This window comes from Achromobacter mucicolens (genome assembly GCF_902859725.1).
GTDB classification, from domain to species: domain Bacteria; phylum Pseudomonadota; class Gammaproteobacteria; order Burkholderiales; family Burkholderiaceae_B; genus Achromobacter; species Achromobacter mucicolens.
The window spans coordinates 99,979-124,458 of the sequence record NZ_CADIJP010000015.1; the positions used below are offsets into that span (position 1 = coordinate 99,979).

The 24,480-nt window shown below is 67.7% G+C and carries 18 protein-coding genes and 1 pseudogene; 11 read left to right on the forward strand and 8 right to left on the reverse strand.

Annotated features, from left to right (window positions below; all coding sequences use genetic code 11):
• Positions 1 to 471 precede the first annotated feature (471 nt).
• Both glpK and HV786_RS19305 read right to left on the reverse strand, forming a co-directional pair.
• Positions 472 to 1,998: a glycerol kinase GlpK gene (gene glpK / locus HV786_RS19300; protein ID WP_128829847.1), complete on the reverse strand. Its 1,527-nt coding sequence runs from the start codon at positions 1,996 to 1,998 to the stop codon at positions 472 to 474.
• On the reverse strand, positions 1,985 to 3,439 hold the full coding sequence (locus HV786_RS19305; protein ID WP_128829848.1) for a DHA2 family efflux MFS transporter permease subunit: 1,455 nt from the start codon (positions 3,437 to 3,439) through the stop codon (positions 1,985 to 1,987). Before HV786_RS19305 ends, glpK begins: the two co-directional genes overlap by 14 nt.
• A 98-nt stretch (positions 3,440 to 3,537) precedes the next feature.
• Between HV786_RS19305 and HV786_RS19310 the strand changes: the two genes are divergently transcribed.
• The 4 genes from HV786_RS19310 (at position 3,538) to HV786_RS27490 (ending at position 6,022) form a co-directional block, all read left to right on the forward strand.
• The gene (locus HV786_RS19310; RefSeq protein WP_063956905.1) at positions 3,538 to 3,726 is read left to right on the forward strand and encodes a DUF3460 family protein; all 189 of its coding nucleotides are present in this window, start codon (positions 3,538 to 3,540) and stop codon (positions 3,724 to 3,726) included.
• A gap of 16 nt (positions 3,727 to 3,742) precedes the next feature.
• Positions 3,743 to 4,633 carry a segregation and condensation protein A gene (locus HV786_RS19315; protein ID WP_056327505.1) on the forward strand — a complete coding sequence of 297 codons (891 nt, stop codon included), beginning with the start codon at positions 3,743 to 3,745 and terminating at the stop codon, positions 4,631 to 4,633.
• 34 nt (positions 4,634 to 4,667) lie between these two features.
• Positions 4,668 to 5,522, forward strand: coding sequence for a pantoate--beta-alanine ligase (gene panC / locus HV786_RS19320; RefSeq protein WP_056327503.1), 855 nt, complete (start codon positions 4,668 to 4,670; stop codon positions 5,520 to 5,522).
• Positions 5,523 to 5,659: 137 nt separating this feature from the next.
• A complete protein-coding gene (locus HV786_RS27490) occupies positions 5,660 to 6,022 on the forward strand; it encodes a response regulator transcription factor (protein WP_175211584.1) in 363 nt (120 codons plus the stop codon).
• 172 nt (positions 6,023 to 6,194) lie between these two features.
• Here HV786_RS27490 and HV786_RS19330 read toward each other — a convergent pair whose 3' ends face one another.
• Positions 6,195 to 6,977 carry a copper resistance protein NlpE N-terminal domain-containing protein gene (locus HV786_RS19330; RefSeq protein ID WP_175211586.1) on the reverse strand — a complete coding sequence of 261 codons (783 nt, stop codon included), beginning with the start codon at positions 6,975 to 6,977 and terminating at the stop codon, positions 6,195 to 6,197.
• Positions 6,978 to 7,180: 203 nt separating this feature from the next.
• On the opposite strand from HV786_RS19330, the gene HV786_RS19335 reads away from it, so the two are divergent.
• The 7 genes and pseudogenes from HV786_RS19335 (at position 7,181) to HV786_RS19365 (ending at position 18,597) form a co-directional block, all read left to right on the forward strand.
• On the forward strand, positions 7,181 to 8,032 hold the full coding sequence (locus HV786_RS19335) for a prepilin peptidase (RefSeq protein WP_056327498.1): 852 nt from the start codon (positions 7,181 to 7,183) through the stop codon (positions 8,030 to 8,032).
• A gap of 10 nt (positions 8,033 to 8,042) precedes the next feature.
• A pseudogene (gene coaE / locus HV786_RS19340) lies at positions 8,043 to 8,685 on the forward strand (dephospho-CoA kinase); the annotation flags it as partial.
• Positions 8,686 to 8,731: 46 nt separating this feature from the next.
• Positions 8,732 to 9,484, forward strand: a complete 753-nt coding sequence (gene zapD, locus HV786_RS19345) for a cell division protein ZapD (RefSeq protein WP_128829849.1) — start codon at positions 8,732 to 8,734, stop codon at positions 9,482 to 9,484.
• A gap of 133 nt (positions 9,485 to 9,617) precedes the next feature.
• Positions 9,618 to 10,883: an MdtA/MuxA family multidrug efflux RND transporter periplasmic adaptor subunit gene (locus HV786_RS19350; RefSeq protein WP_128829850.1), complete on the forward strand. Its 1,266-nt coding sequence runs from the start codon at positions 9,618 to 9,620 to the stop codon at positions 10,881 to 10,883.
• 12 nt (positions 10,884 to 10,895) lie between these two features.
• A complete protein-coding gene (locus tag HV786_RS19355; protein ID WP_175211590.1) occupies positions 10,896 to 13,994 on the forward strand; it encodes an MdtB/MuxB family multidrug efflux RND transporter permease subunit in 3,099 nt (1,032 codons plus the stop codon).
• Positions 13,991 to 17,104, forward strand: coding sequence for a multidrug efflux RND transporter permease subunit (locus HV786_RS19360; RefSeq protein WP_175211592.1), 3,114 nt, complete (start codon positions 13,991 to 13,993; stop codon positions 17,102 to 17,104). The genes HV786_RS19355 and HV786_RS19360 overlap by 4 nt, the downstream gene beginning before the upstream one ends.
• Positions 17,101 to 18,597, forward strand: a complete 1,497-nt coding sequence (locus HV786_RS19365; RefSeq protein WP_175211594.1) for an efflux transporter outer membrane subunit — start codon at positions 17,101 to 17,103, stop codon at positions 18,595 to 18,597. The genes HV786_RS19360 and HV786_RS19365 overlap by 4 nt, the downstream gene beginning before the upstream one ends.
• 16 nt (positions 18,598 to 18,613) lie before the next feature.
• On the opposite strand, the gene HV786_RS19370 is transcribed toward HV786_RS19365, so the two are convergent.
• The 5 genes from HV786_RS19370 to HV786_RS19390 all read right to left on the reverse strand — a co-directional run bounded on the left by HV786_RS19370 (position 18,614) and on the right by HV786_RS19390 (position 24,457).
• Entirely contained in the window at positions 18,614 to 20,032 is a 1,419-nt protein-coding gene (locus HV786_RS19370) for an amidase (RefSeq protein ID WP_175211596.1), read from the reverse strand.
• Positions 20,033 to 20,228: 196 nt separating this feature from the next.
• Positions 20,229 to 21,191 (reverse strand): Nudix family hydrolase, encoded by a 963-nt coding sequence (locus tag HV786_RS19375; RefSeq protein WP_175211598.1) that lies wholly within the window; start codon positions 21,189 to 21,191, stop codon positions 20,229 to 20,231.
• A complete protein-coding gene (locus HV786_RS19380; RefSeq protein WP_128829851.1) occupies positions 21,184 to 22,050 on the reverse strand; it encodes an ATP-binding protein in 867 nt (288 codons plus the stop codon). Before HV786_RS19380 ends, HV786_RS19375 begins: the two co-directional genes overlap by 8 nt.
• A gap of 6 nt (positions 22,051 to 22,056) precedes the next feature.
• The gene (gene argJ / locus HV786_RS19385) at positions 22,057 to 23,283 is read right to left on the reverse strand and encodes a bifunctional glutamate N-acetyltransferase/amino-acid acetyltransferase ArgJ (RefSeq protein ID WP_128829852.1); all 1,227 of its coding nucleotides are present in this window, start codon (positions 23,281 to 23,283) and stop codon (positions 22,057 to 22,059) included.
• 133 nt (positions 23,284 to 23,416) lie between these two features.
• Entirely contained in the window at positions 23,417 to 24,457 is a 1,041-nt protein-coding gene (locus tag HV786_RS19390; protein WP_175211600.1) for a hypothetical protein, read from the reverse strand.
• Between the last annotated feature and the right edge of the window lie 23 nt (positions 24,458 to 24,480).

A 24,480-nucleotide genomic window follows, 5' to 3' on the forward strand; every position in this document is an offset into this window, starting at 1 on the left:
CGGCGCGGCGTCGGCCTGGGGCGCGCGGGGCTACGATTGCGGTCCGGAGCCTTCGCTCCGGACTGCCCCGTTGTCATCTTCGTCAGCGCCTTCGGCGCTTCCTTCAGATTCCCTCGGGCGCATCTACACGCCCCGCGCACCCCAGGCCGACGCCGCACCGGGCTCGAGTGGCCAGAGCTTGGTGGGCGCTGGGTCGGGCGGAGTTCTTGAGGTGCTTTTCGACGGCAGCGTGGTTTTGAAGCAGTTTGCGCTGCCCGTCACCGTTCGGCCGCGCGGGCGGCCTCCGGTGACTTACGCGGTGTCTTGCGTCGTGGCGATGACGCTTCGCGTGTGGCGGCTTGGTTTTTGAGTTCTTGCCGCAGCGTAGGTGTCTGCGTAGGTGTCTCTGCGTAGGTGTCTGACACCCTTGAAATGACGGCCCAACTTGCCGCGGTGTCGCTGGGTGTCTGACACCGGTTCTCCAATGCGCCCTTACTTGCCCGCCCCAGCCGACCAGCCTTTAGACAATTCCACCGCCTGCCGCCACCGCTTCATCCGCGCTTCCCGGACAGATTCCGGCCACGCCGGGCTGAACGTGCGTTCGGCCTGCCACTTCGATGCAAATTCATCCTGGCTCGACCAGAAACCAACAGCCAAACCAGCAAGGCCTGCCGCGCCCAACGCAGTGGACTCCGGAACGCGCGGACGCACGACCGGAACGCCCAGGATGTCAGCCTGCATCTGCATCAGCAGGTCGTTGCGTGCAGCGCCGCCGTCGACGCGCAGTTCCGTCAGGGCGATGCCGCTGTCGGCGTTCATGCAGGTGAGTAGTTCCGCGCTTTGCAGGGCGATGGATTCCAGCGTGGCGCGGGCGATGTGGGCTCGGGTGGTGCCGCGGGTCAGGCCGACCAGGGTGCCGCGGGCGTAGGGGTCCCAGTGGGGGGCGCCCAGGCCGGCGAAGGCGGGGACCATGAAGACGTCGTCGGTGTCGGAGACGCTGGCGGCCAGGGATTCGATGTCTTCGGAGCGCTGGATGATGCCCAGGCCGTCGCGCAGCCATTGGACGGCTGCGCCGGCCACGAAGACGCCGCCTTCGAGCATGTAGGTGGGCTTCCATTTGTCATGGCCGGGTTGGGGCAGGCCCCAGCCGACGGTGGACAAGAGGTTGTTGCGCGATTCGACGGGTTTGTCGCCGACGTTCATGAGCATGAAGCAGCCGGTGCCGTAGGTGTTCTTGGCCATGCCGGGTGTGAAGCAGGCCTGGCCGAAGGTGGCGGCCTGCTGGTCGCCCGCGACGCCGGCGATGGGCACGGAGCCGCCCAGCCATTCGGGCAGGGCGTCGCCGACGATGGCGCTGCTGGGCGCGATCTGGGGCAGCACGCTGCGCGGGATGTTGAGCAGCGCCAGGATGTCGTCGTTCCAGTCCTGCGTGTGCAGATCGAACAGCATGGTGCGCGAGGCGTTGCTGGGGTCTGTGCTGTGGACGGCGCCGCCGGTCAGTTGCCAGATGAGCCAGGTGTCGACAGTGCCGAAAGCCAGTTCGCCGCGTTCGGCCATGCTGCGCGCCCCGGGCACGTGGTCCAGCAGCCAGGCTAGCTTGGTGCCGGAGAAGTAGGCGTCGACGACCAGGCCGGTGCGCGCCTGCAGGAAGTCGCCATGACCGTCCTGGCGGAGCTTGTCGCACAGGGGCGCGGTGCGGCGGTCTTGCCAGACGATGGCGCGGGCAAGCGGACGGCCGGTGGCGCGTTCCCAGATGAGGGTGGTTTCGCGCTGGTTGGTGATGCCGATGGCGGCGATGTCGGCGGCGGCCGCGCCGGCGTTGCGCAGGGCTTCGCGGGCGACGTCGAGCTGGCTGTGCCAGATCTCGTTGGCATCGTGCTCGACCCAGCCCGGGCGTGGATAGTGCTGGCGGAATTCGCGTTGGCCAACGCCGCGCACGACGCCTTCGCGGTCAAAGACGATGGCTCGGGAGCTGGTCGTGCCCTGGTCCAGGGCTAGGACAAATTCATTCGTCGTCACTGTTTTTCACGCCGTTCAGGTGTGCCCCGGCCAGCGGGTCGAGGCGTCTAAAGGAGAAGGTCGATGCCATGCACAGCAGGCCGATGACGACGAAGCCGGCGACCACGTCGCTGATGGCCAGCGTTTCGGCGCCGCGCAGCGACATGCTGATGTTCAGCGTGACCGCGGCCACCCCGACGCCCAGCGTGATGCCCAGTTGCTGCGCCATGGCCGAGAAGCTGCTGGCGCGGCTCATCTTGGAGGGCGGGATGTCGGCATAGGTTAGCGTATTTACCCCGGTGAACTGCAACGACCGGAAGAAGCCGCCCACCAGCAGGATGGCGATCATCAGCCAGACGGGCGTGGCCGGGTTGAAGGCGCCGCAGACGATGATGAAGCCGCCGGTCAGGATGGCGTTCAGGGTCAGCACGCGACGAAAGCCGAAGCGCTGCACGATGGGCGTGGCGACGAATTTCATCAGCAGCGCGCCGGCGGCGCTGGCGAAGGTGATGAGGCCGGCCGAGAACGGCGACAGCCCAAAGCCCACCTGCAGCAGCATGGCCAGGAGGAAAGGCGTGGCGCCGACGGCGAAGCGGCACAGGTTGCCGCCCAGCGTGGAGATGGCGAAGGTGGGAATCCGCATCAAAGACAGGTCGATGATGGGATGTTCGGTGCGCCGCGCATGCACGCCGTACAGCAGGCCGCAGACGATGCCCACCCCGATGAGGCTGAGCAGGATGGGCAGCGGCATGACGTCGCGGCCGATGGCCTCGAAGCCGCTGACCAGCGTGGCCAGGCACACCGAGCTGAGCAGGAAGCCGACCCAGTCCAGGCGGGGCGTGCCGGTTTCGCGGATTTCCGCGACAAAACGCAGGACCAGGAAGATGCCCAGGATGCCGATCGGGATGTTGATCAGGAAGATCCAGTGCCACGACATGTACGTGACCATGAACCCGCCCAGCGGCGGTCCGATCACCGGCCCCAGCAGCGCCGGAATGGACAGGAAGGACATGGCCTTGAGCAGATCCTGCTTGGGCACGGTGCGCAAGAGGATGATCCGCCCCACGGGCACCATCATGGCGCCCGCCATGCCCTGCACGATCCGCGCCAGCACGAGCTGTTGCAGATCCTGCGACAGGGCGCAGGCGACGGAACTGAGCGTGAACAGGCCGATCGCGGTGATGAAGACGCGCCGGGCGCCGTAGCGGTCGGCCGCCCAGCCGCTGATGGGCACGAAGACGGCGACGGCCAGCAGGTAGGAGGTGATGGCCACGTTGAGCCGCACGGGGGTGGACCCCAGGGCCCGGGCCATGGCGGGCAGGGCGGTCGCCACGACGGTGGCGTCCAGCATCTGCATGAAGAGCGCGCACCCCACGATGAAGGGGATCATGCGCGCCGCGCGCACCGCGTCCGGGGTTGAGGGCGGAGCGGGATTGGCTGCGGCTGCGGATTCTGCGGACATGTCGGAAGGCTGCAATGAGAGCCTGACGATTGTAACGCCGGGGATCCGGCCGCCGTGAAGTAAACTCGCGACATCTGCAACCTAATGAAATTGGTGCCATGGCGACCAACTACGAATCCGAGATCACCCAGTTCCTGAAGGACTACAAGAAATCCCACCCTGGCACGGAAGAGCGCCAGCGCGAGGGACGCGCCCGTCTCTGGGACAAGCCGCAGGACCAGGAACTGCTTGAAGGCTTCCGCGCGGCCCGCGTGGCGCAAAAGCCGTACGTGTATCAGGCCGACTGATACTTTTGCGGCACACATGGTCCAGAACCCCTCGGTGCCGGGCGACGCCCTGGCCAAGCTAGTGGAACCGTCCGTCGACAGCACGCCCGACACCATCGATAGCGTGGCGTTTGCGCGTCTGTACGGCGAGCCGCTGTTCCAGATGCCGACGGATCTGTACATTCCGCCCGATGCGCTGGAAGTCTTTCTTGAAGCCTTCGAAGGGCCGCTGGACCTGTTGCTTTACCTGATCCGCAAGCAGAACTTCAACGTTCTGGACATCCCCATGGCGGATGTCACGCGGCAGTATCTGTCGTACGTGGATCAGATCCGCATCACCAACCTCGAACTGGCCGCCGAATATCTCTTGATGGCGGCCATGCTCATCGAGATCAAGTCGCGCATGCTGCTGCCGGTCAAAAAGACCGACACCGGCGAAGAGCCCGAGGATCCCCGCGCCGAGTTGGTGCGCCGCCTGCTCGAATACGAGCAGATGAAGCTGGCCGCCCAGAAGCTGGACAAGCTGCCGCAACTGGGCCGCGATTTCGTCAGCAGCCAGGCCGTGGCCGACCTGAGCGTCGAGCGCGCGCTGCCGGACGTCAGCGTGGACGACTTGCGCGCGGCGTGGGCCGACATCATGAAGCGGGCCAAGCTGAACCAGCACCACCACATCACGCGCGAGCAGTTGTCGGTGCGCGATCACATGACGCACATCCTGCGCCGCCTGAACGACGTGCGTTTCATGGAATTCGGCGACCTGTTCATGGAGCGCGTCCGCGAGGGCGCGCCCGCCGCGGTCGTTGTCGTGCATTTCATCGCCATGCTCGAGCTGGCGCGCGAATCGCTGCTGGAGATCACGCAGGCGGAGCCTTATGCTCCCATCTACGTGCGCCTGGCGTACACCAGCGTGGCAGCGGTCGCGGCCTGATCCTGACCGGGCGCCACTCCCCCGGAGATTTCCCTTGAAAGTCGTACACACCATCCAGGAATTGCGCGATCACCTGCGCGGACAGAACCGCGTATCGTTCGTGCCCACCATGGGCAACCTGCACGAAGGCCACCTCGCGCTCATGAAGCTGGCGCGCCAGCACGGTGATCCCGTCGTGGCCAGCATCTTCGTGAACCGCCTGCAATTCGGCCCGAACGAGGACTTCGATCAATATCCGCGCACCCTGGCCGCCGACATCGAAAAGCTTGAAGCGGCGCGCGACGTCTACGTGCTGTTCGCGCCGAACGAGCGCGAGATGTACCCCGAACCGCAGAATTTCCGCATCCAGCCGCCCGACGACCTGGGCGACATCCTGGAGGGCGAGTTCCGTCCGGGGTTTTTCGCCGGGGTCAGCACGGTCGTGCTCAAGCTGTTCTCGTGCGTGCAGCCGCGCGTGGCCGTGTTCGGCAAGAAGGACTACCAGCAGCTGATGGTGGTGCGCAACATGTGCCGCCAATTCCAGCTGCCCGTCGAAGTGCTGGCGCATGAAACCGTGCGCGCGGACGACGGGCTGGCGCTGTCCTCGCGCAACCGCTACCTGAGCGAGGCCGAACGTGCCGAAGCGCCGGCGCTGTACGCCGAACTGCAAGAGATCGGCCGGCGCCTGGCCCGGGGTGAGCGCGACGCCGCCGCCCTGGAGAACGACGCCGTTCAGCGTCTGACGCAGCGCGGCTGGAAGGTGGATTACGTGGCCCTGCGGCGCCAGCGCGATTTGAAGCGACCCGAGGCCGCGGACCTGCAAGCCGGCGAACCCGTCGTGGTGCTGGCTGCCGCCAAGCTGGGCGCCACGCGGCTGATCGACAACCTGGAACTGGACTACACCGCCTGAGGCAGGCAGAAGGCGGGCTAGCCGCGGGCGCATGATGCGGGGTGTTTTGGTCACCCCCCTATCAGAATTGTCAGCTTACGCCGGCTGTGACACCGGGGCAGACTGTTTGCAATCCTACATTGCAAGCGAGCTGCCCCATGTCTTTTCCTCACCCCGAACTCGACGGCGTCCTGTCCTCCCTGACCGCCCGCGAACGCCAGATCGTCGATTACGTGGCGGCCGGCCGGGCCAACAAGGTCATCGCCATCGACCTGGGCATCTCCCTGCGCACGGTCGAGGCCCATCGCGCCCGCATCTTCGCCAAACTGGGCGCCCGCAACGCCATGCAGCTTGCGTGCCGGTTGTGTGCGCATGGGCGGTCAGGCGCCTCGCCCGTCCCGGGCGCGCAGTGGCGCCCCAACCCGATGCCGCCTCCGGGCGGTGCCAGCGCGCCGGCCCAGGTGCTGCACGAACCCGCCGGCGCCTACGGCGCATGCCCATCAAAACCGGTGCCTCCCTGACGTTGCCGCCACGCCTGTCGCGCCTGTCGGGCCTGCGGCGCTTGCCGCGCTGCCCCAATGCCGTCGCCCAATGAATTCGGGCCTGACGAACAGGGCGTTCGTCAGGCCCGGAAAGGGGGCGGCGGCATGGTGTCCGGCGGCGTTCAGGCGCCGCAGGCGGACAGCCTTGCGATCAGGGGCACTTGGGTGCGGCGGCGCTTGCCAGCTCGTCGATGGGGTCCAGATCCGGTTGGCGGGTCAGGTTGTAGTTCAGGTTGGGGGTCTGGCCGCCAATCGAGCGCACGCGCAGCACATTGTTGGCCGCAACCAGGAATTCCACCCGGACGTTGCCCTGGCCGTCCATCAGGATGACGCGCGGCGGACGTTCGTCGGTGGCGTCCCAGCAGCCTTGCTCGGACACGGGCGGACCCTTCTTGGGATCGTTGTCCAGGTAGGCGGTGCGGCCGCGCCAACGGCCATTGGGGGCCAGCGTCAGCGTCACGCGCTGGGCCGTGCATTGCATGGCGGGCGAGAAACACGGCAGCGTGCCCATGTAGGTCTGAGGCTGCGGCACCAGGCTGTGGGTGATGCCGCTGGGCGCGGCGGCAGGCGCCGCGGCGGGGGCAGGCGCCGATCCGCCCGATCCGCCCGAGCCGCCTTCGGCGCCTTCGGGCACGGGCTGGCCGTCTTCGGTGGTCTGGCCCGCGGCAACGGCCTGCTGGTTCTGGTTCTGCTGGCGGCGCGCGTCGGGCTTGAGCTCGATCTGCACTTGCGACGGGGCACGGATGATGTTGCGGTAGCCGGCGCCCGAGCCCTGATACTGCGCGTCGGTCACGGTGCTTTCCGCCGGCAGGTCGTAGTAGCCTTCGGCCTTCTGCTTGGCGCAGCCGGTAGCGCCTATCACGGCGCCCGCTAACAGCAGCCCCATGACGCCGAGTTTGGGGGAGCGGGAAACGATATCGACGCGCGCGGCCATGGCAGCTTATCCGTGAATTGAGTCTGTCTCCGATTTTACGCACTTATGCGAAGATTCGATACGTTCCCCTTAGCCGTTCCCGGGCATCTGCCGCACTTTATGCACAAATTACGACATGGCCGCGCGCGGCCCCTCATCCCTTGCGCCATCGCCGGCCTGTCGGATGGGCAGCCGTGTCCGGGCCACGCAGGGCGGTGACGGCGATGTGGCAAATCCTTGATCTGCCGCTGGGCGTCTTCATTGGCGCGGCGGCGCTGGCCGGCTTGTTCGTGGGCAACTGGCTGACGGTGCTGACCCATCGGCTGCCGCGCATGATGGAGCGCGAGTGGCAGGCGCAGTGCATGGACGCGGCCGGCAAGCCGCGGCCGCCGGGCCACTATGGCCTGTGGTCGCCGGCTTCGCATTGCCCCGCCTGCGAGGCGCCCCTGGACCGCATGGCGCGAATTCCCCTGCTCGGCTGGCTGTTGCTGCGCGGCCGGTGCGCCGCCTGCCATGCGCCCATCGGCTGGCGCTATCCGGTTATCGAACTGCTGACCTGCGCGCTCTTTGCCGGCTGCGCGCTGCGCTTTGGCGCGACGCCCATCGCGCTTGCCGCCATGGGCCTGTCGGCCACGCTGGTGGCGCTGGCCTGGATCGATTTCGAAACGACGCTGCTGCCCGATGTGCTGACCCAGCCGCTGGTGTGGGCGGGTCTGCTGGTGAACCTCTTCGATGCGTTCGCCAGCGTGCAGATGGCGGTGGTCGGGGCGGTGGCGGGATACCTGTTCCTGTGGGTTATCTTTCATGTGTTCCGCCTGCTGACCGGGCGCGAAGGCATGGGGCAGGGCGACTTCAAGCTGCTGGCCGCGCTGGGCGCGTGGTTCGGCATCGAGGCCTTGCCGATGCTGCTCTTGAGCGCATCGCTGGTGGGCGTGCTGATTGGCGGCGCATTGACGCTGACCGGCCGCGCCCGCCGCGGCCAGCCCTTGCCCTTCGGACCCTATCTGGCGCTGGCCGGGCTGGTCATGTTGCTGTTGGGCGGCGAGCATGGCGTATTGCAATTCATGAGCACATGAGGAAAGGCGCATGTTCAAGATTGGTCTGACGGGCGGCATCGGTTCGGGCAAGTCCCGCGTGGCGGACATGCTGGCCGAGTGGGGCGCGGCCCTGGTCGACACCGACGAGATCGCGCGCGCGCTGACCGCCGCGGGCGCCGCCGCCATGCCGGCGATCGAACGCGAATTCGGCCGCGAGGCCTTGACGCCCGACGGCGCGCTGGACCGCGCATGGATGCGCGCGCAGGCATTCGCCGATCCGCAGGTCCGCCTGCGGCTGGAGGCCGTGCTGCATCCGGTCATCGGCCGCGAAACGGAACGTCAGGCGGCGACCGCCCAAGGATCGTATCTGGTCTTTGTGGTGCCCCTATTGGTCGAGTCCCTGGACCGTTGGCGCGATCGCGTGGATCGTATCTGCGTGGTGGACTGCGACCCCGAGACGCAGGTGGCCCGCGTGCAGCAGCGCAGCGGGCTGACGGAGCAGGACATCAGGCGTATCATGGCGGCACAGGCTGCGCGGGCACGCCGGTTGGAGGTCGCGGACGACGTCATACTCAACGACGCAACGACCACGCCGGATCAATTGCGCGCGCGGGCGTTGACCCTGCATGACCGCTGGCTGGCGCTGGCGACCACCACGGGCCGGTAAGCCAGCGGCTGCCGGCACCCCTGAAAATTCTTGGCCCGCCGGCCAACCACTGATAGGGCCTGTAAAAAAGCGTGATCGTTTACGAATACCCCTTCAATGAGCGCATCCGTGCTTATCTGCGGCTGGAATACCTGTTCGACAGGCTCTTCTTCTTTGCTCGCGAGGGCGACTCACGACAGCATCAGGTTGCCGTCACGTCATTGTTCGATCTGCTCGATGCCTGCGAACGCACCGACGTAAAGGGGGCGATTCTCCAGGACCTTGAACGCCAGCGCCTGGCGCTGGTCGGACTGCGCGACCATCCTGGCGTTGCTCAGGACGCGCTGGAAAGCATGCTGCGCGAAATGGAAAAGGTGGCCAGTGCGCTGGCTGCACCCGGCAAGACCGGCCAGTCGCTGCGCGAGAACGAATGGCTGACCAGCCTGCGCGGCCGCTTGTCGATGCCCGGCAGCGCCACGCAGGTCGACATGCCGTCCTACTATGCCTGGCAGAACAAGCCCGAAGCCGCGCGCTGCGCGGACCTGCAGGCCTGGGTGTCGCCCTTCATTCCCCTCTACGACGGTCTGACGCTGGCGCTGCGCCTGTTGCGCGAGTCCGGCCGCAAGACCGACATCGTGGCCGAGCAGGGCGCCTATCAGCAGATGCTGGGCGGCAAGCAGTTTCAGCTTCTGCGCGTCTGGGTGGATCCCGCCCAGGGCGTCTTTCCCGAGATCAGCGCTAATAAGTACATGATCTGGATACGTTTTTCCACGCAGGACGGGGAGTTCAAGCCTCAGCAGGTGGCCCGCGACGTGGCGTTCCAGATGACCTTGTGCAGTTCCTAGGCGCAAGTTACGTACGGTTTCGCGGCCCGGATTCCTGTTGCGGGTAGTTTCAGGCTGACGGCGACCAGGGCCGAAACCGGGACGGTCTAGTAGACAATACGGCTTTCCTTCCGAGTGTGCCGGAACCGAGTCCATGTCCGATAGCCGTCCCGTATCCCCACCCTCCCGCTGGAGCCGCCGCCGCGTCGTCGGTCTGGTCTTGCTGCTGCTTGCCGTCGCGGCGATCGCCTGGGTGGTGCTGCGGCCGTCGGCCAAGCAGGCGGGCCCGGGGGCTCGAACGGGCGGCAGGCCGCCCGCGGCCGCCATGGCCAACATGCCCGTCCCGGTCCGTATCGCCACCGCCGCGCAGCAGGACATCGACATCTTCCTGCGCTCGCTGGGCACCGTCACCGCTTACAACACCGTCACTGTCCGAAGCCGCGTCAGCGGCGAACTCGTCGACGTCGCCTTCCAGGAAGGCCAGCAGGTCAAGGCAGGCGACCTGCTCGCCCAGGTGGACCCGCGCGCGTTCCAGGTCGCGCTTGACCAGGCGCGCGGCACGCAGATGCAGAACCTCGCGCAGCTGGAAAACGCCCGCCGCGACCTGCAACGCTACCAGGCCCTTTTCAAGCAGGACTCCATCGCCCGCCAGCAGGTCGACACGCAGGCCGCGCTGGTGCGCCAGTACGAAGGCACGGTCAAGAGCGACCAGGCCAATGTCGACAATGCCAAGCTGCAACTGGATTACGCGCGCATCACCGCGCCGATCAGCGGCCGCCTGGGCCTGCGCCAGGTCGACCGCGGCAATCTGGTGTCCAGCTCTGACACCAACGGGCTGGTCGTCATCACCCAGACCCAGCCCATATCCGTCGTCTTCACCCTGCCCGAAACGCAACTGCCGGAAGTGCGCGCCGAATTGGCGGCCGGCAAGACGCTGACCGTCGACGCCTATGACCGCGCCGACACCCGCCGCATCGCCTCGGGCACGCTCGAGACGCTGGACAACCAGATCGACGTGGCGACGGGCACGCTCAAGCTCAAGGCCCGCTTCGACAACACCGACGATGCGCTTTTCCCCAACCAGTTCGTCAACGTGCGGCTGCACGTGCTGACCCGCAAGGACGTGACGGCCATTCCGACGGCCGCGGTCCAGCAGGGTTCGGCCGGCGCGTTCGTCTTCCTGGTGCAGGACGACAACACGATCGCGGTGCGCCCGGTGAAGCTGGGCGCCATCAACGCCGGCATGGTCGCCGTCAACGAAGGTCTCAACCCCGGGGATCGGGTCGTCACCGAAGGCACCGACCGCCTGCGCGCCGGCGCCAAGGTGGAAATCGTGGGTGGCGCCGAAGTCATTCCCGCTGCCCGCGACAAGTCGCTCGGCGCGGGCGCGCCGGCCGGCACCACGCCCGCGGCCAAGTAAGCAGAGAACGCCGTGAGCCCGTCGCGCCTATTCATCCTGCGCCCCGTGGCCACCACCCTGTCGATGGTGGCCATCCTGATCGCGGGCCTCATCGCCTACCGTTTCCTGCCCGTCTCGGCGCTGCCCGAGGTCGACTACCCCACGATCCAGGTCGTGACGCTGTACCCCGGGGCCAGCCCCGACGTCATGACCTCGCTGGTCACCTCGCCGCTGGAGCGGCAGTTCGGCCAGATGCCCGGGCTGAACCAGATGTCGTCCACCAGTTCGGGCGGCGCCTCGGTCATCACGCTGCAATTCAATCTGACGCTGCCGCTGGACGTGGCCGAGCAGCAGGTGCAGGCGGCCATCAATGCCGCCTCGAACCTGCTGCCGTCCGACCTGCCGGTACCGCCCACCTACAACAAGGTCAATCCCGCGGACGCGGCCGTGCTGACGCTGGCGATCACGTCTCCCACCATGCCGCTGCCGCAGGTGCGCGACCTGGTCGATACGCGCGTGGCGCAGAAGCTGTCGCAGATCCCCGGCGTGGGCCTGGTCAGCGTGGCGGGCGGGCAGCGGCCCGCGGTGCGCGTCCAGGTGAATCCGCAGGCGCTGGCGGCCAATGGCCTGTCGCTGTCCGACCTGCGCACCGCGATCGTCGGGGCCAACGTCAATCAGCCAAAGGGCAACCTGGACGGCCCGCAGCGCTCCACCACCATCAACGCCAACGACCAGCTCAAGTCGCCCACCGACTACAACAGCCTGATCATCGCGTACAAGAACGGCGCGCCGCTGCGGCTGGCCGACGTGGCGCGCGCGGTCGAAGGGGCCGAAGACACGCGCCAGGCCGCCTGGGCCGGCGACAAGCCCGCCATCCTGCTGAACATCCAGCGCCAGCCCGGCGCCAACGTGATCGACGTGGTCGACCGCATCCAGGCGCTGATGCCGCAACTGCGCGCCGCGCTGCCCGCCACGCTGGACGTGACGGTGGTGTCGGACCGCACGCAGACCATCCGCGACTCGGTCGCCGACGTGCAGTTTGAAATGCTGCTGGCCGTGGGGCTGGTGGTCATGGTCACGTTCGTGTTCCTGCGCAGCCTGACGGCCACGCTGATTCCCAGCGTCGTCGTGCCCCTGTCGCTGGTGGGCACGTTCGGCATCATGTATCTGTCCGGGTTCTCCATCAACAACCTGACGCTGATGGCGCTGACTATCGCCACGGGCTTCGTGGTGGACGACGCGATCGTGATGATCGAGAACATCGCCCGCCACATCGAGGAAGGTGAAAAGCCGATGCAGGCCGCGCTGAAAGGCGCGTCGCAGATCGGCTTCACGCTGATCTCGCTGACCCTGTCGCTGATCGCCGTGCTGATCCCGCTGCTCTTCATGACCGAAGTCGTGGGCCGGCTGTTCCGGGAATTCGCGATCACGCTGGCGGTGGCCATCCTGATTTCGCTGTTGGTGTCGCTGACGCTCACGCCCATGATGTGCGCGCGCCTCTTGCGCTCGGAATCCGAAACGAAGCATGGGCGCTTTCATCGGGCCACGGGCGCATTCATCGACCGCGTCATCGCCGCGTACGACCGCATGCTGCAGGTGGTGCTGCGCCACCAGACACTGACGCTGGTGGTGGCGGTAGCCACTTTTGCGCTGACCGTGCTGCTGTACATGGTGGTGCCCAAGGGGTTCTTCCCGCAGCAGGACACCGGCCTCATCCAGGCCATCACGCAGGCGCCGCAGTCCATTTCGTTTGCCGCCATGTCCGAGCGCCAGCAGGCCGCCGCCCGCCTGGTGCTGCAGGATCCCGACGTGGCCGCCGTGTCGTCCTTCATCGGCGTGGATGGCAGCAACGCCACGCTCAGCGCCGGCCGCATGCAGATTTCGCTCAAACCCCAGGCCGAGCGCACCGGCGATCTGCGCGCGGTGATGGCGCGCCTGCAGGAAAACCTGAACAAGCAGGACGGCCTGACCGTCTACATGCAGCCGGTGCAGGACCTGACCATCGAAGACCGCGTCAGCCGCACGCAGTATCAGATGACGCTGTCCAATCCCGACCTGAAGGTGCTGAGCGAATGGACGCCCAAGCTGGTCGACCGCCTGCGCGCCGTGCCCGGCCTGATGGACGTGGCCGACGACCTGCAGGACGATGGCCTGCAGACCTGGGTGGAAATCGACCGCGACGCGGCCTCGCGCCTGGGCATCACCGCCGCCATCATCGACGAGGCGCTGTACAACGCCTTTGGCCAGCGGCTGATCTCCACGATCTTCACGCAGTCCAACCAGTACCGCGTGGTGCTCGAGGTGCTGCCGCAGTTCCAGATGTCGCCCAGCGCGCTCGGGCAGATTCACGTACCCACGTCCTCGGGCGCGCAGGTGCCGCTGTCGTCGGTCGCGCACATCAGCGAAGGCAGGACGGTGCTGGCTGTGAACCGGCTCGACCAGTTCCCGATGGTGACGGTGTCGTTCAACCTGGCCCCGGGCGCCTCGCTGTCCGACGCGGTCGAGAACATCAAGGCGGCCGAAGCCGAGATCGGCATGCCCGCCGGCGTCGAGACCCGCTTCCAGGGCGCGGCGCTGGCGTTCCAGAATTCGCTGTCCAGCACGTTGTGGCTGATCCTGGCGGCCGTGGTCACGATGTACATCGTGCTCGGCGTCCTGTACGAAAGCTACATCCATCCCATCACCATCCTGTCCACGCTGCCGTCGGCGGGCGTGGGGGCGCTGCTGGCGCTGCTCATCAGCGGCACCGAGCTGGACATGATCGGCATCATCGGGATCATCCTGCTGATCGGCATCGTCAAGAAGAACGCGATCATGATGATCGACTTCGCGCTGGACGCCGAACGCAAGCGCGGGCTGGCGCCGCGCGAGGCCATCCACGAGGCCGCGCTGCTGCGCTTTCGGCCCATCCTGATGACCACGCTGGCGGCGCTGTTCGGCGCCTTGCCGCTGATGCTGTCGACCGGCACGGGCGCTGAACTGCGCCAGCCGCTGGGTCTGGTCATGGTCGGGGGCCTGCTGCTGTCGCAGGTGCTGACGCTGTTCACCACGCCCGTCATCTACCTGATGTTCGACCGCATGTCGCGCCGCTGGCGCGGGGCGGGCGCGCAATCGGCCGGAGCCGCCCGATGATCCTGTCGGCGCCCTTCATCGTCCGGCCGGTGGCGACCACGCTGCTGAGCCTGGCGGTCGTGCTGGCCGGCATGCTTGCGTTCTTCCTCTTGCCGGTGGCGCCGCTGCCGCAGGTGGACATTCCCACCATTTCGGTGTCGGCCAGCCTGCCCGGCGCCAGCCCCGAGACCATGGCCTCCAGCGTCGCCACGCCGCTGGAGCGGTCGCTGGGCAGCATCGCGGGAGTCACCGAAATGACCTCGCGCAGCTCGCAGGGCTCTACCCGCATCACGTTGCAGTTCGACCTGTCGCGCGACATCAACGGCGCCGCGCGCGACGTGCAGGCCGCCATCAACGCGGCGCGTTCATTGCTGCCCACCGGGCTGCGCAGCAATCCCACGTATCACAAGTCCAATCCGTCGGACGCGCCCATCCTGACGCTGGCGCTGACTTCCGATACGCTCAGCCAGGGCCAGCTCTACGATCTGGCGTCCACCATCGTGGCGCAGAAACTGTCGCAGGTGGACGGGGTGGGCGAGGTCACGGTGGGCGGCAGCTCGCTGCCGGCCGTGCGCGTGACCGTGCTGCCCGGGGCGCTGGCCAATCAGGGCGTGTCGCTGGACGAACTGCGCGCCACGTTGGCCAACGCCAACGCCAACCGGCCCAAGGGCGTGCTGGAAAACGACCGCTACCACTGGCAGATCATGGTCAGCGACCAGCTCAGCCGCGCCGAAGAATACCGGCCGCTGATCGTGGCCTGGCGCGATGGCCGGCCGGTGCGTGTGTCCGACGTGGCCCGCGTGGAGGACTCCGTCGAAGACCTTTATCAGACCGGCTTCTACAACGACCGCAACGCCATCCTGATGATCGTGCGCCGGCAGGCCGACGCCAACATCATCGAAGCCGTGGACGCCGTGCGCGCCCAGCTTCCCGTGTTGCAGGCGCTGATGCCCGCCGACGTCAACATGAGGGTTGCGCAGGACCGCACGCCCAGCATCCGGGCGTCGCTGCATGAGGCCGAGCTGACGCTCATCATCGCGGTGGGCCTGGTGGTGCTGGTGGTGCTGCTGTTCCTGCGGCGCTGGCGGGCGGCGATCATTCCCAGCGTGGCGGTGCCGGTGTCGCTGATCGGCACGTTCTGCATCATGTACCTGTGCGGCTACACGCTGAACACCATTTCGCTGATGGCGTTGATCGTCGCGACAGGCTTCGTCGTGGACGACGCGATCGTGGTGCTCGAGAACATCATGCGTCACGTCGAACGCGGCATGTCGCCGATGCGCGCCGCGCTGCGCGGCTCGCGCGAAGTCGGCTTCACGGTGCTGTCGATGAGCCTGTCGCTGGTGGCGGTGTTCATCCCGATCCTGCTGATGGGCGGCGTGGTCGGGCGTCTGTTCCGCGAGTTCGCGGTCACCTTGTCGGCATCGATCCTGGTGTCGCTTGTCGTGTCGCTGACGCTCACGCCCATGATGTGCGCGCGCCTGCTGCGGCCCGAACCCAAGGAACAGAAGCCGCCGGGCCGGCTGGCCCGCTGGTCCGAACGCGCCTTCGAATCGATGCAGAACGGCTATCGCGTGTCGCTCGGCTGGGCGCTGGCGCACGGCCGGTTGATGATGCTGACGCTGGCGATCGCCGTGGGCCTGAACGTCTATCTGTATACGGTGGTGCCCAAGGGGTTTTTTCCGCAGCAGGACACGGGCCAGCTGCTGGGCTTTTTCCGGGTGGACCAGGGCACGTCGTTCCAGGCCACGCTGCCCAAGCTCGAGGCGCTGCGCAAGGTGGTTCTGGCCGATCCGGCCGTGCAAAGCATGACCGGCTACGCCGGCGGGCGCGGCGGCAGCAACAGCAGCTTCATGCAGATCCAGTTAAAGCCGCTGGACGAGCGCAAGGTCTCTGCCGACGTGGTGATCAACCGCCTTCGCGCCAAGCTGCAGAACATGCCGGGGGCGCGCATGTTCCTGGTGTCGCAGCAGGATATCCGCATTGGCGGTCGCCAAAGCCAGGGTTCGTACGACTACACCCTGATGTCCGGTGACCTGCAGCTGCTGCGCACCTGGATGCCCAAGGTGCAGCAGGCGATGGCCAAGATTCCGGAGATCACCGACGTGGACGCGGACGTCGAGGACCGCGGCCGCGAGATCAACCTGGTTATCGACCGGGAAGCCGCGACGCGGCTGGGCATCAGCATGGCCACCATCTCCACGGTGCTGAACAATTCGTTCAGCCAGCGCCAGGTGTCGGTCATGTACGGGCCGCTCAACCAGTATCACGTGGTGCTGGGCGTGGACCCGAAGTTCGCGCAGGACATCGAGTCGCTGCGCCAGGTCGAAGTCATCACCGCGGACGGCGCGCGTGTGCCGCTGTCGGCGTTCACCAAGCTTGAAAACGCCAATGCGCCGCTCAGCGTGAGTCACCAGGGGCTGTTCGTGGCGGACACCATCTCGTTCAGCCTTGCGCCCGGCGTGTCGCTGGGGCAGGCGACCACCGCGATCGACAACGCGGTGGCCCGCATCGGCCTGCCGTCCGACCAGATCCAGGCCGGCTTTCAGGGCACCGCCGCCGCGTTGCAGCAGACGCTGTCGCAACAGCCCTGGCTGATCCTGGCCGCGCTGGTCACCATGTACATCGTGCTGGGCATCCTGTACGAAAGCTTCGTCCACCCGCTTACCATCCTGTCCACGCTGCCGTCGGCGGGCCTGGGTGCGCTGCTTGCGCTGCTGCTGGTGCGCCATGACTTCACATTGATCGCGTTGATCGGGGTGTTCCTGCTCATCGGCATCGTCAAGAAGAACGCCATCATGATGGTGGACTTTGCGCTGGACGCCGAGCGCCACCACGGCATGACGCCGCGCGACGCCATCTTCCAGGCCTGCCTGACGCGTTTCCGGCCCATCATGATGACCACGATGGCGGCCATCTTTGGCGCGCTGCCGCTGGTGCTGGCCACGGGCGCCGGCGTCGAGATGCGCCAGCCGCTGGGCATTACGATCGTGGGCGGCCTGGTGCTGAGCCAGATCCTCACGCTGTACACCACCCCGGTGGTCTATCTTTATCTGGATCGCTTCCGCCTGTGGGCCGCACGCCGGCGCGCGGGGCGGGCCAGCGATTCCGCTTCCATCAAACACACATGATCCGTACCACGCCGTCTGCTTTCGCCTCATTTCCCCGCGCCGCGGTCACGCTTGCGCTGTGCGCGCTGCTGGGCGCGTGCGCGGTCGGGCCCGACTACCAGCGTCCGGCGCTCGACGTGGGCGCCGCCTACAAGGAGGGCCAGGTCGAGGTGCCCGGCTGGAAGCCCGCGCAACCGCGCGACGAGGCCGATCGCGGCGCGTGGTGGACGGTTTACGACGACACCACGCTGAACGGCCTGGTGGACCGGCTGAACACCTCGAACCAGACCATTGCGCAGGCCGAGGCCAACTACCGCCAGGCGCTTGGCCTGGTGCGCGGCGCGCGCTCGGGCTTTTTTCCGACCGTGGGCGCGGGGGCAGGCATGAGCCGCAGCGGCAACGGCGGGCAAAGCGGTTCGTCCACCGGTTCCGGCGGCAACGTATCCAACCAGTATTCGCTGACCGGCAGCGTCAGTTGGGAGTTGGACGTGTGGGGGCGCGTGCGCCGCAGCGTCGAGTCCTCGGAAGCCAGCGCCGCCGCCAGCCTGGCCGACCTGGGCGCGACCCGGCTGAGCGCGCAGGCCGCGTTGGTGCAGACCTATCTGCAATTGCGCGTGCTGGACGAGCAGAAGCGTCTGCTCGACGCCACCGTGGCCGCTTATGAAAAATCCCTGCAGCTCACGCAGAACCGCTATGAGGTCGGCGTGGCCGGCCAAGCCGACGTGGCGGTGGCGCGCACGCAGCTGGAAAGCACGCGCGCGCAGTCCATCGACCTGGACTGGCAGCGCGGCCAGTACGAGCACGCGATCGCCGTCCTGATGGGCCTGGCACCGTCCCAATTCAGCCTGCCGCCCGCCGTCTTCGCGTTGCGGCTGCCGCAGATTCCCGTGGGCCTGCCGTCCGAACTGCTCGAACGCCGTCCCGACGTGGCGGCCGCCGAACGCCGCGCCGCCGCCGCCAACGCGCAGATCGGCGTGGCGCAGGCAGCGTGGTTCCCCAGCCTGACCCTGTCGGCCGACGGCGGTTTTCGCAATGGCGAGTTTGCCGAGCTGCTGACGGCGCCCGCGCGCTTCTGGTCGCTGGGGCCGGCGCTGGCGCTGACGATCTTCGACGGCGGCGCGCGCGAGGCCCAGGTCGAGCAGGCCCGCGCGTCCTATGACTCGCAGGCCGCGGCCTACCGGCAGGCGGCGTTGACCGGGCTGCGCGAGGTCGAGGATTACCTGATCCAGCTGCGGGTGTTGGAGCAGGAGCAGATCGTGCAGCGGCGCGCGCTGGAATCCGCGCGGGAATCGCTGCGCCTCATCCAGAACCAGTACAAGGCGGGCCTTGTCGATTACCTGAGCGTGGCCGTGGTCGACGCCACCGCGCTCAACAGCGAGCGCAATGCCCTGAGCCTGCTTGGCAACCGGCTCGTGGCCAGCGTCAACCTGATCGTCGCGCTGGGCGGCGGCTGGGAAGGTCTGCCGCCCGTGGAAACGGCGCGGGCGGACGCCGCGACCTCGCCGGCGCGCTAGTCGCGGGCAAGCCGCCCTATAAACCCACGGCCTTCAGATTCGGCCGCTGGCGATGCCAGTCGGTGACCGCCTGGAACGCGATGCCAATCCGGCACAGCACGGCCTCCGCGTTCGGCTTGCCCAGCAACTGCACGCCCAGCGGCAGGCCATCGCTGGTAAAGCCCGCGGGCAGCGCCAGTCCTGCGGCGTTGACGTAGTTGCCGGCGCGGGTAAACGACGCAAGCGGCGTGGCCGTTTCATCGACGTCGGCCAGCTGCCGCGCGCCGAACGGGACGCAAGGCGTCAGCACCGCATCGAACTCCTGCATCCAGTCCAGCCAATCGCGGCGCGCCTGCGCATGCGCCTGCAACGCGCCGATGTAGTCCGCCGCCGAGATCCCCTTGCCCGACAGGACGCGGGCGCGCACGTGCTGGCCGATGGGCTGCGCCGTGTCCTCGATGTGGCCGCGGTGCAGCGCGTAGGCTTCCGCGGCGATGATCTGGCCGTTGCGCTGCATCATCTCGTGAAAATCGAAGGGCAGGGGCGTTTCCTGCACGTCGGCGCCCAGCGCGGCCAGCACGCGGCGCGCGTCGTCCAGGGCTGACAGCGCATCGGCTTCCACGGCAATGGGGTGCTGTGCAACCGGCATCAACGCGATCCGCTTGCCGCGCAGCGGTTGCGGGCCGGAGTAGGGCTCGCGGTATTCGAAGGCGGGAATGCCGAACGTCAGGGGGTCATGGGTATCGGACCCAGCCATCAGCGCGGTCAGCAGCATTGCGTCGCGGGCGTCGCGAGTCAGCGGGCCCAATGTGTCCAGCGTGGGCGACAGCGCCACCGCGCCGTGCAGGCTGATCAGACCGCGCGTGGTCTTCAGGCCGGTGATGCCGTTCAGCGCCGCCGGAATCCGGACCGAGCCGCCCGTGTCCGACCCCAGCGCCGCGGGCGCCAGCCCGGCCGCGACAGCGACCCCGGACCCGCTGGACGAGCCGCCGGGCACCCGTGCGCGATTCAGATCCCAAGGATTGCGGGGCGTTCCCATCACCGGATTGGTGCCCCAGCCGCCAAAGGCAAATTCGACCATGTGCGTCTTGCCCAGCAGCACCATGCCCGCGTTCAGCAGCCGTGCCACCGCGGTGGCGGTGACGCCGCTGCGCCGTTCGCGCCAGGCCTCGGAGCCCGCCGTGGTGATCTGCCCCTGGATGTCGCACAGGTCCTTGACGGCCACGGGGATGCCGTCCAGGGCGCTGAGCATCCCATAGCCGGCGCGCCTGCGCGCATCGGATGCCTCGGCAAGCCGCAGCGCGCCGGCGCTATCCACGCTAACGAATGCGCCCAGCGTCGGGTCGGCCCGGTCGATCCGGTCCAGGAAGTGGCGCGTCACTTCCACGGCACTGTAGCGGCCCTTCGCCAGGCCGTCCGCCAGATCGCTCATCGTGGCAAATGCGATTTCAGACATGCGTTCCTCGATGTAATGCCGATTGCCTGCCGGGCCGCGTGCTGCGGCCCGGCCTCGGGATGTAGCGTGCAACGGCGCGCACGTTTGGTCTATGCGCGCTTTCCCGCCCGGGCGGAATGCAAAACGGCCCATGCGAAAGGCATGGGCCGTTTGGGTTGCGCGCGTGGCGCCGCAGGCGCGAGCGGTCAATGCGCGGTCAGAGAATGCCGCGAATGCCGGCGATGCCGTGCGCGCCGTGCCGCAAGGCATGCGAGACCGTCTGGGTGGATTGTCCGCCCAACGCAAACACCGGAATGCCCGCGTCGCGGTTGCCTTGCACGAACCCTTCCCAGCCCAGCGTCTGCGCGCCGGGATGGCTGGGCGTGTCCAGCACGGGACCCAGCACGGCAAAGTCCGCGCCCAGTTCGCGGGCGTGGACCACCTGCGCGTTGTCATGCGCGGACACGCCGACCAGCGCGTTGCGAGGCAATTCCGGACGAGCGGTCAGGCGCAGCGCATCGGCCGTGCGCAGGTGCACGCCGTCGGCTTCCTTCCACCAGGCAACGGGATGGATGCTGTTGACCAGCACGCGCGCACCGGCTGCGCGGCAACGCTTGACCACCTGTTGCAGCACCTCGTGCAGCGAACTGGCGCCCACGCCGTCGGGCCACTGCGGTTCGCGGAATTGCACCAGCTTCACGCCGCGCGCCAGCGCCGCGTCCAGCCGGCCGAGGAACGGCGCTATGCCCGCGCGCGAGCCGATGCCGCTGATGCCATAGGTGGTGGGCAGCTGCAGCCAGCGCAGCGGCGGCAGGGTGGCGGGCAGCAGGTCTCCCACCGCGGCCGCGTTGGCCGGATCCACCCATTCCAGGCGTTGGTTTTCAAGGCTTTGCGGTTCGCCTTCCCAGCCGGTGACGTGGCAGAACGCCAGGCGCACTGTGGTGTGTGGATAGGCGTGCACATAGGTGACCCACGGGCGCGACTGCGTGACACGGATGCCGATTTCTTCTTGCAGTTCGCGCGCCAGCGCCTGCAGCACGGTCTCGCCGGGTTCGAGCTTGCCGCCGGGCAGTTCCCACCAGCCCGACCACGGCTTGCCCTCGGGGCGCTGGCCCAGAAGCAGCTTGCCGTCCGGACGCAGGATCAGGCCGGCGGCGACGTCGACGATCTTTTCAGACATGGCGGGCCGCCCAGTCGCGCGCGAACTGATAGGCCACGCGGCCCGAACGCGAGCCGCGCTCGATGGTCCATTGCAGGGCCTCGGTGCGCGACGGTTCGATGTGCGCCTCCGGGCAGCCCAGTTCGCGCAGCCAGTGATACACGATGTCCAGGTAGTCGTCCTGCTTGAACGGGTAGAACGACAGCCACAGCCCGAAGCGCTCGGACAGCGAAATCTTTTCCTCGACGGTTTCGCCGGGGTGGATTTCGCCGTCGGGCTGGTGCTTGGCCTGCAGGTTCTCGCTCATGTATTCCGGCATCAGGTGGCGCCGGTTGGACGTGGCGTAGATCAGCACGTTGTCGCCCGAGGCCGACACCGAGCCGTCCAGCACCGATTTCAGCGCCTTGTAGCCGGCTTCGCCTTCCTCGAAGGACAGGTCGTCGCAGAACACGATGAAGCGTTCGGGACGCGCCGCCACCAGTTCGACGATATCGGCCAGGTCGCCGAGGTCGGACTTGTCGACTTCGATCAGCCGCAGGCCGCGGTCGCCGTAGGCGGCCAGCATGGCCTTGACCAGCGAGCTCTTGCCGGTGCCGCGCGCGCCGGTCATGAGCACGTTGTTGGCGGGCTTCTTTTCAAGGAACTGCAGCGTGTTGCGGTCGATGGTGGCCTTCTGGCGCTCGATGTGCTGAAGGTCCTGCATGTCTATGCGCGCCACGTGGCGCACGGCGTCCAGCCAGCCGCGCGCGCCGCGCTTGCGCCAGCGGAACGCGTGGGCCGACCAGTCGATCTCGGGCGGGGCCGGGGGCAGGAAGGCCTCCAGTTGCGCCAGCACGCGTTCGGCGCGCTGGATCAGGGTGGTGAACTCGTTTGCCGTCATGGTCGATCAGGAGCGGTAGTCGGCGTTGATCGACACGTACTCGTGCGAGAAGTCGCAGGTGTAGACGGTGTCGCTGACCTGGCCGCGGCCCAACGCGATGCGCACCGAGATTTCGGCCTGCTTCATGACGCGTTGGCCGTCGGCTTCCTGGTAGTCGGGATTGCGGCCGCCGTTCTTGGCAACCAGCACGTCGTCCAGCCACAGGCGGATGTTGGAGACATCCAGGTCATCGATGCCGGCGTAGCCGACGGCGGCCAGGATGCGGCCCAGGTTGGGGTCCGACGCGAAGAACGCGGTCTTGACCAGCGGCGAATGCGCCACGGCGTAGGCGACCTTCAGGGCTTCCTCGGTGGTGCCGGCTTCTTCCACGCGGATCGTCATGAACTTGGTGGCGCCTTCGGCGTCGCGCACGATCTTGGTGGCCAGATCAAGGGCGGCGGCGGTCAGGGCCTCGCGCACGGCGGCGTAGGCGGCGTCGGACTCGCTATCGACGTTGACGCCCGACTTGCCGGTGGCGGCGATGATGAAGGAGTCATTGGTGGAGGTGTCGCCGTCGACCGTGATGCGGTTGAACGAGGCGTCGGCGATTTCCACGGCCAGCTTGCGCAGGAGCGGCTGGGCGATGCCGGCGTCGGTGGCCAGGAAGCTGAGCATGGTGGCCATGTTGGGACGGATCATGCCGGCGCCCTTGCTGATGCCGGTGAAGGTGACCGTCTTGCCGTCGATCTGCACCTTGGCGGACGAAATCTTGGGCAGGGTGTCCGTGGTCATGATGCCGTGGGCGGCGCTGGACCAGTGGTCGGCGGCCAGGTCGGCGATGGCGGCGGGCAGCCCGGCGACCAGGCGGTCCAGGGGCAGAGGTTCCAGGATGACGCCGGTGGAGAACGGCAGGATCTGCGAGGCGGGCACGCCCAGCAGCTTGCCCAGCGCGTCGCAGGTGTCCTTGGCTTTTTTCAGGCCTTCTTCGCCGGTGCCGGCGTTGGCGTTGCCCGTATTGATGACCAGGGCGCTGATCGGGCCGCCGGCGGCCAGGTGGGCCTGGCAGACCTGCACCGGGGCGGCGCAAAAGCGGTTGCGGGTGAAGACGCCCGCCACGCTGGTGCCTTCGGCCAGACGGAACACCGTCAGGTCGCGCCGGTTGGCCTTGCGGATGCCAGCCTCGGTGACGCCGATTTCTACGCCGGCAACAGGGAAAATTTCGGACTCGGAGGGGATCTGCAGATTAACGGCCATGACTTCGTCTCTTGGAGTGAGCGGGACGGAACCGCCGCCAGGCACGGCGGCGTGCGGGAAAGCTTCGTATTATCCCACCGGATCCGGGGGCGGTGTCCGGCCCCCTCGGCAACCCGAGGGGCGGCCGTTCGCGTCAGGGACCGATGCGCATGGCGGCCACGTCCAGCACGCCGGCTTCGCGGTTGCTCAGCACGCTGCGCACGGTGCCGTCGGGCGCCTGCAGTACCGACTTGCCCGCGGGGACGTCTTCGCCGCCGGCCCGGCGCGCCGAGCGCCCGCGCGAGGGCGAGAACAGCAGGTCGCCCGGCTGCGCGCCCTGCAGGCGCGGGTTGGCGGCCAGCACGCGCGTGCCTGGCGGATAGGTCATGTCGCCCAGCACGGTGTCGCGCGCCGCCAGGCCCTCGAAGCCCAGCATCCGGCGCTGCGCGTCCAGTTGCAGGTCCACCTTCAGCAAGGGAATGTTGGCCACGGTCAGGGAATCGCTGCCCTCGGTGCGCAGCAGCCAGCGCGGGCCGGACCCGCTCTTGTCCAGCGGCGTGCCGCGCAGGGCGGGCTCGACCTTGAGCCAGGCGCCGGCGGGCACGGGCTGCTGGTTCAGCGTGTTGCCGATGGCCAGGTGGCAGCTCGAGAACTGCGGATGCCCGCCATGCACGACGAACTCGATGCGGTGGCCGTGGGCGCACAGCCAGCCCTCCAGCGCCTGATCGCGTGCGATTTCGGCGGAGAGCGTTTCGGGTTGCTTGCTGGTCGCGGGGTAGCGGAACAGCTGGGTCGCCGCCACGCCCTGGATCTCGGCGGGATGGGCTTCGGGAAAGGTGGCGCGGTCGAACGAGGCCAGGTCGCCCGGCGTGGCCAGGCGCAGCGTGGTGCCGGCGGGCATCTGCACCCCGGCCAGCTGCGTGGGCTGGGCCAGCACAGTCTTGCGCGCGTTGTCGGCCTGCGCATCGCGCTGGGCCACGAACCACTGGCTGAACTGCTGGTACGGAAAGATGGCGCCGACGACCCCCAGCAAGGTCATGAGCACGGTGCCGGCGCGCCGGTGGACGGCCAGCCATTCGCGGGCGCCGCGCGAGGTGGCCAGGACGGCGAGCCAGGTCAGCAACGTGGACAGGCAGGCCAGCGAGGCCGCCATCAACACGTAGAAATTACCGCCAGGAAGAGATACCGGAATCATGGCGGCAATTATGCGCCAATCCG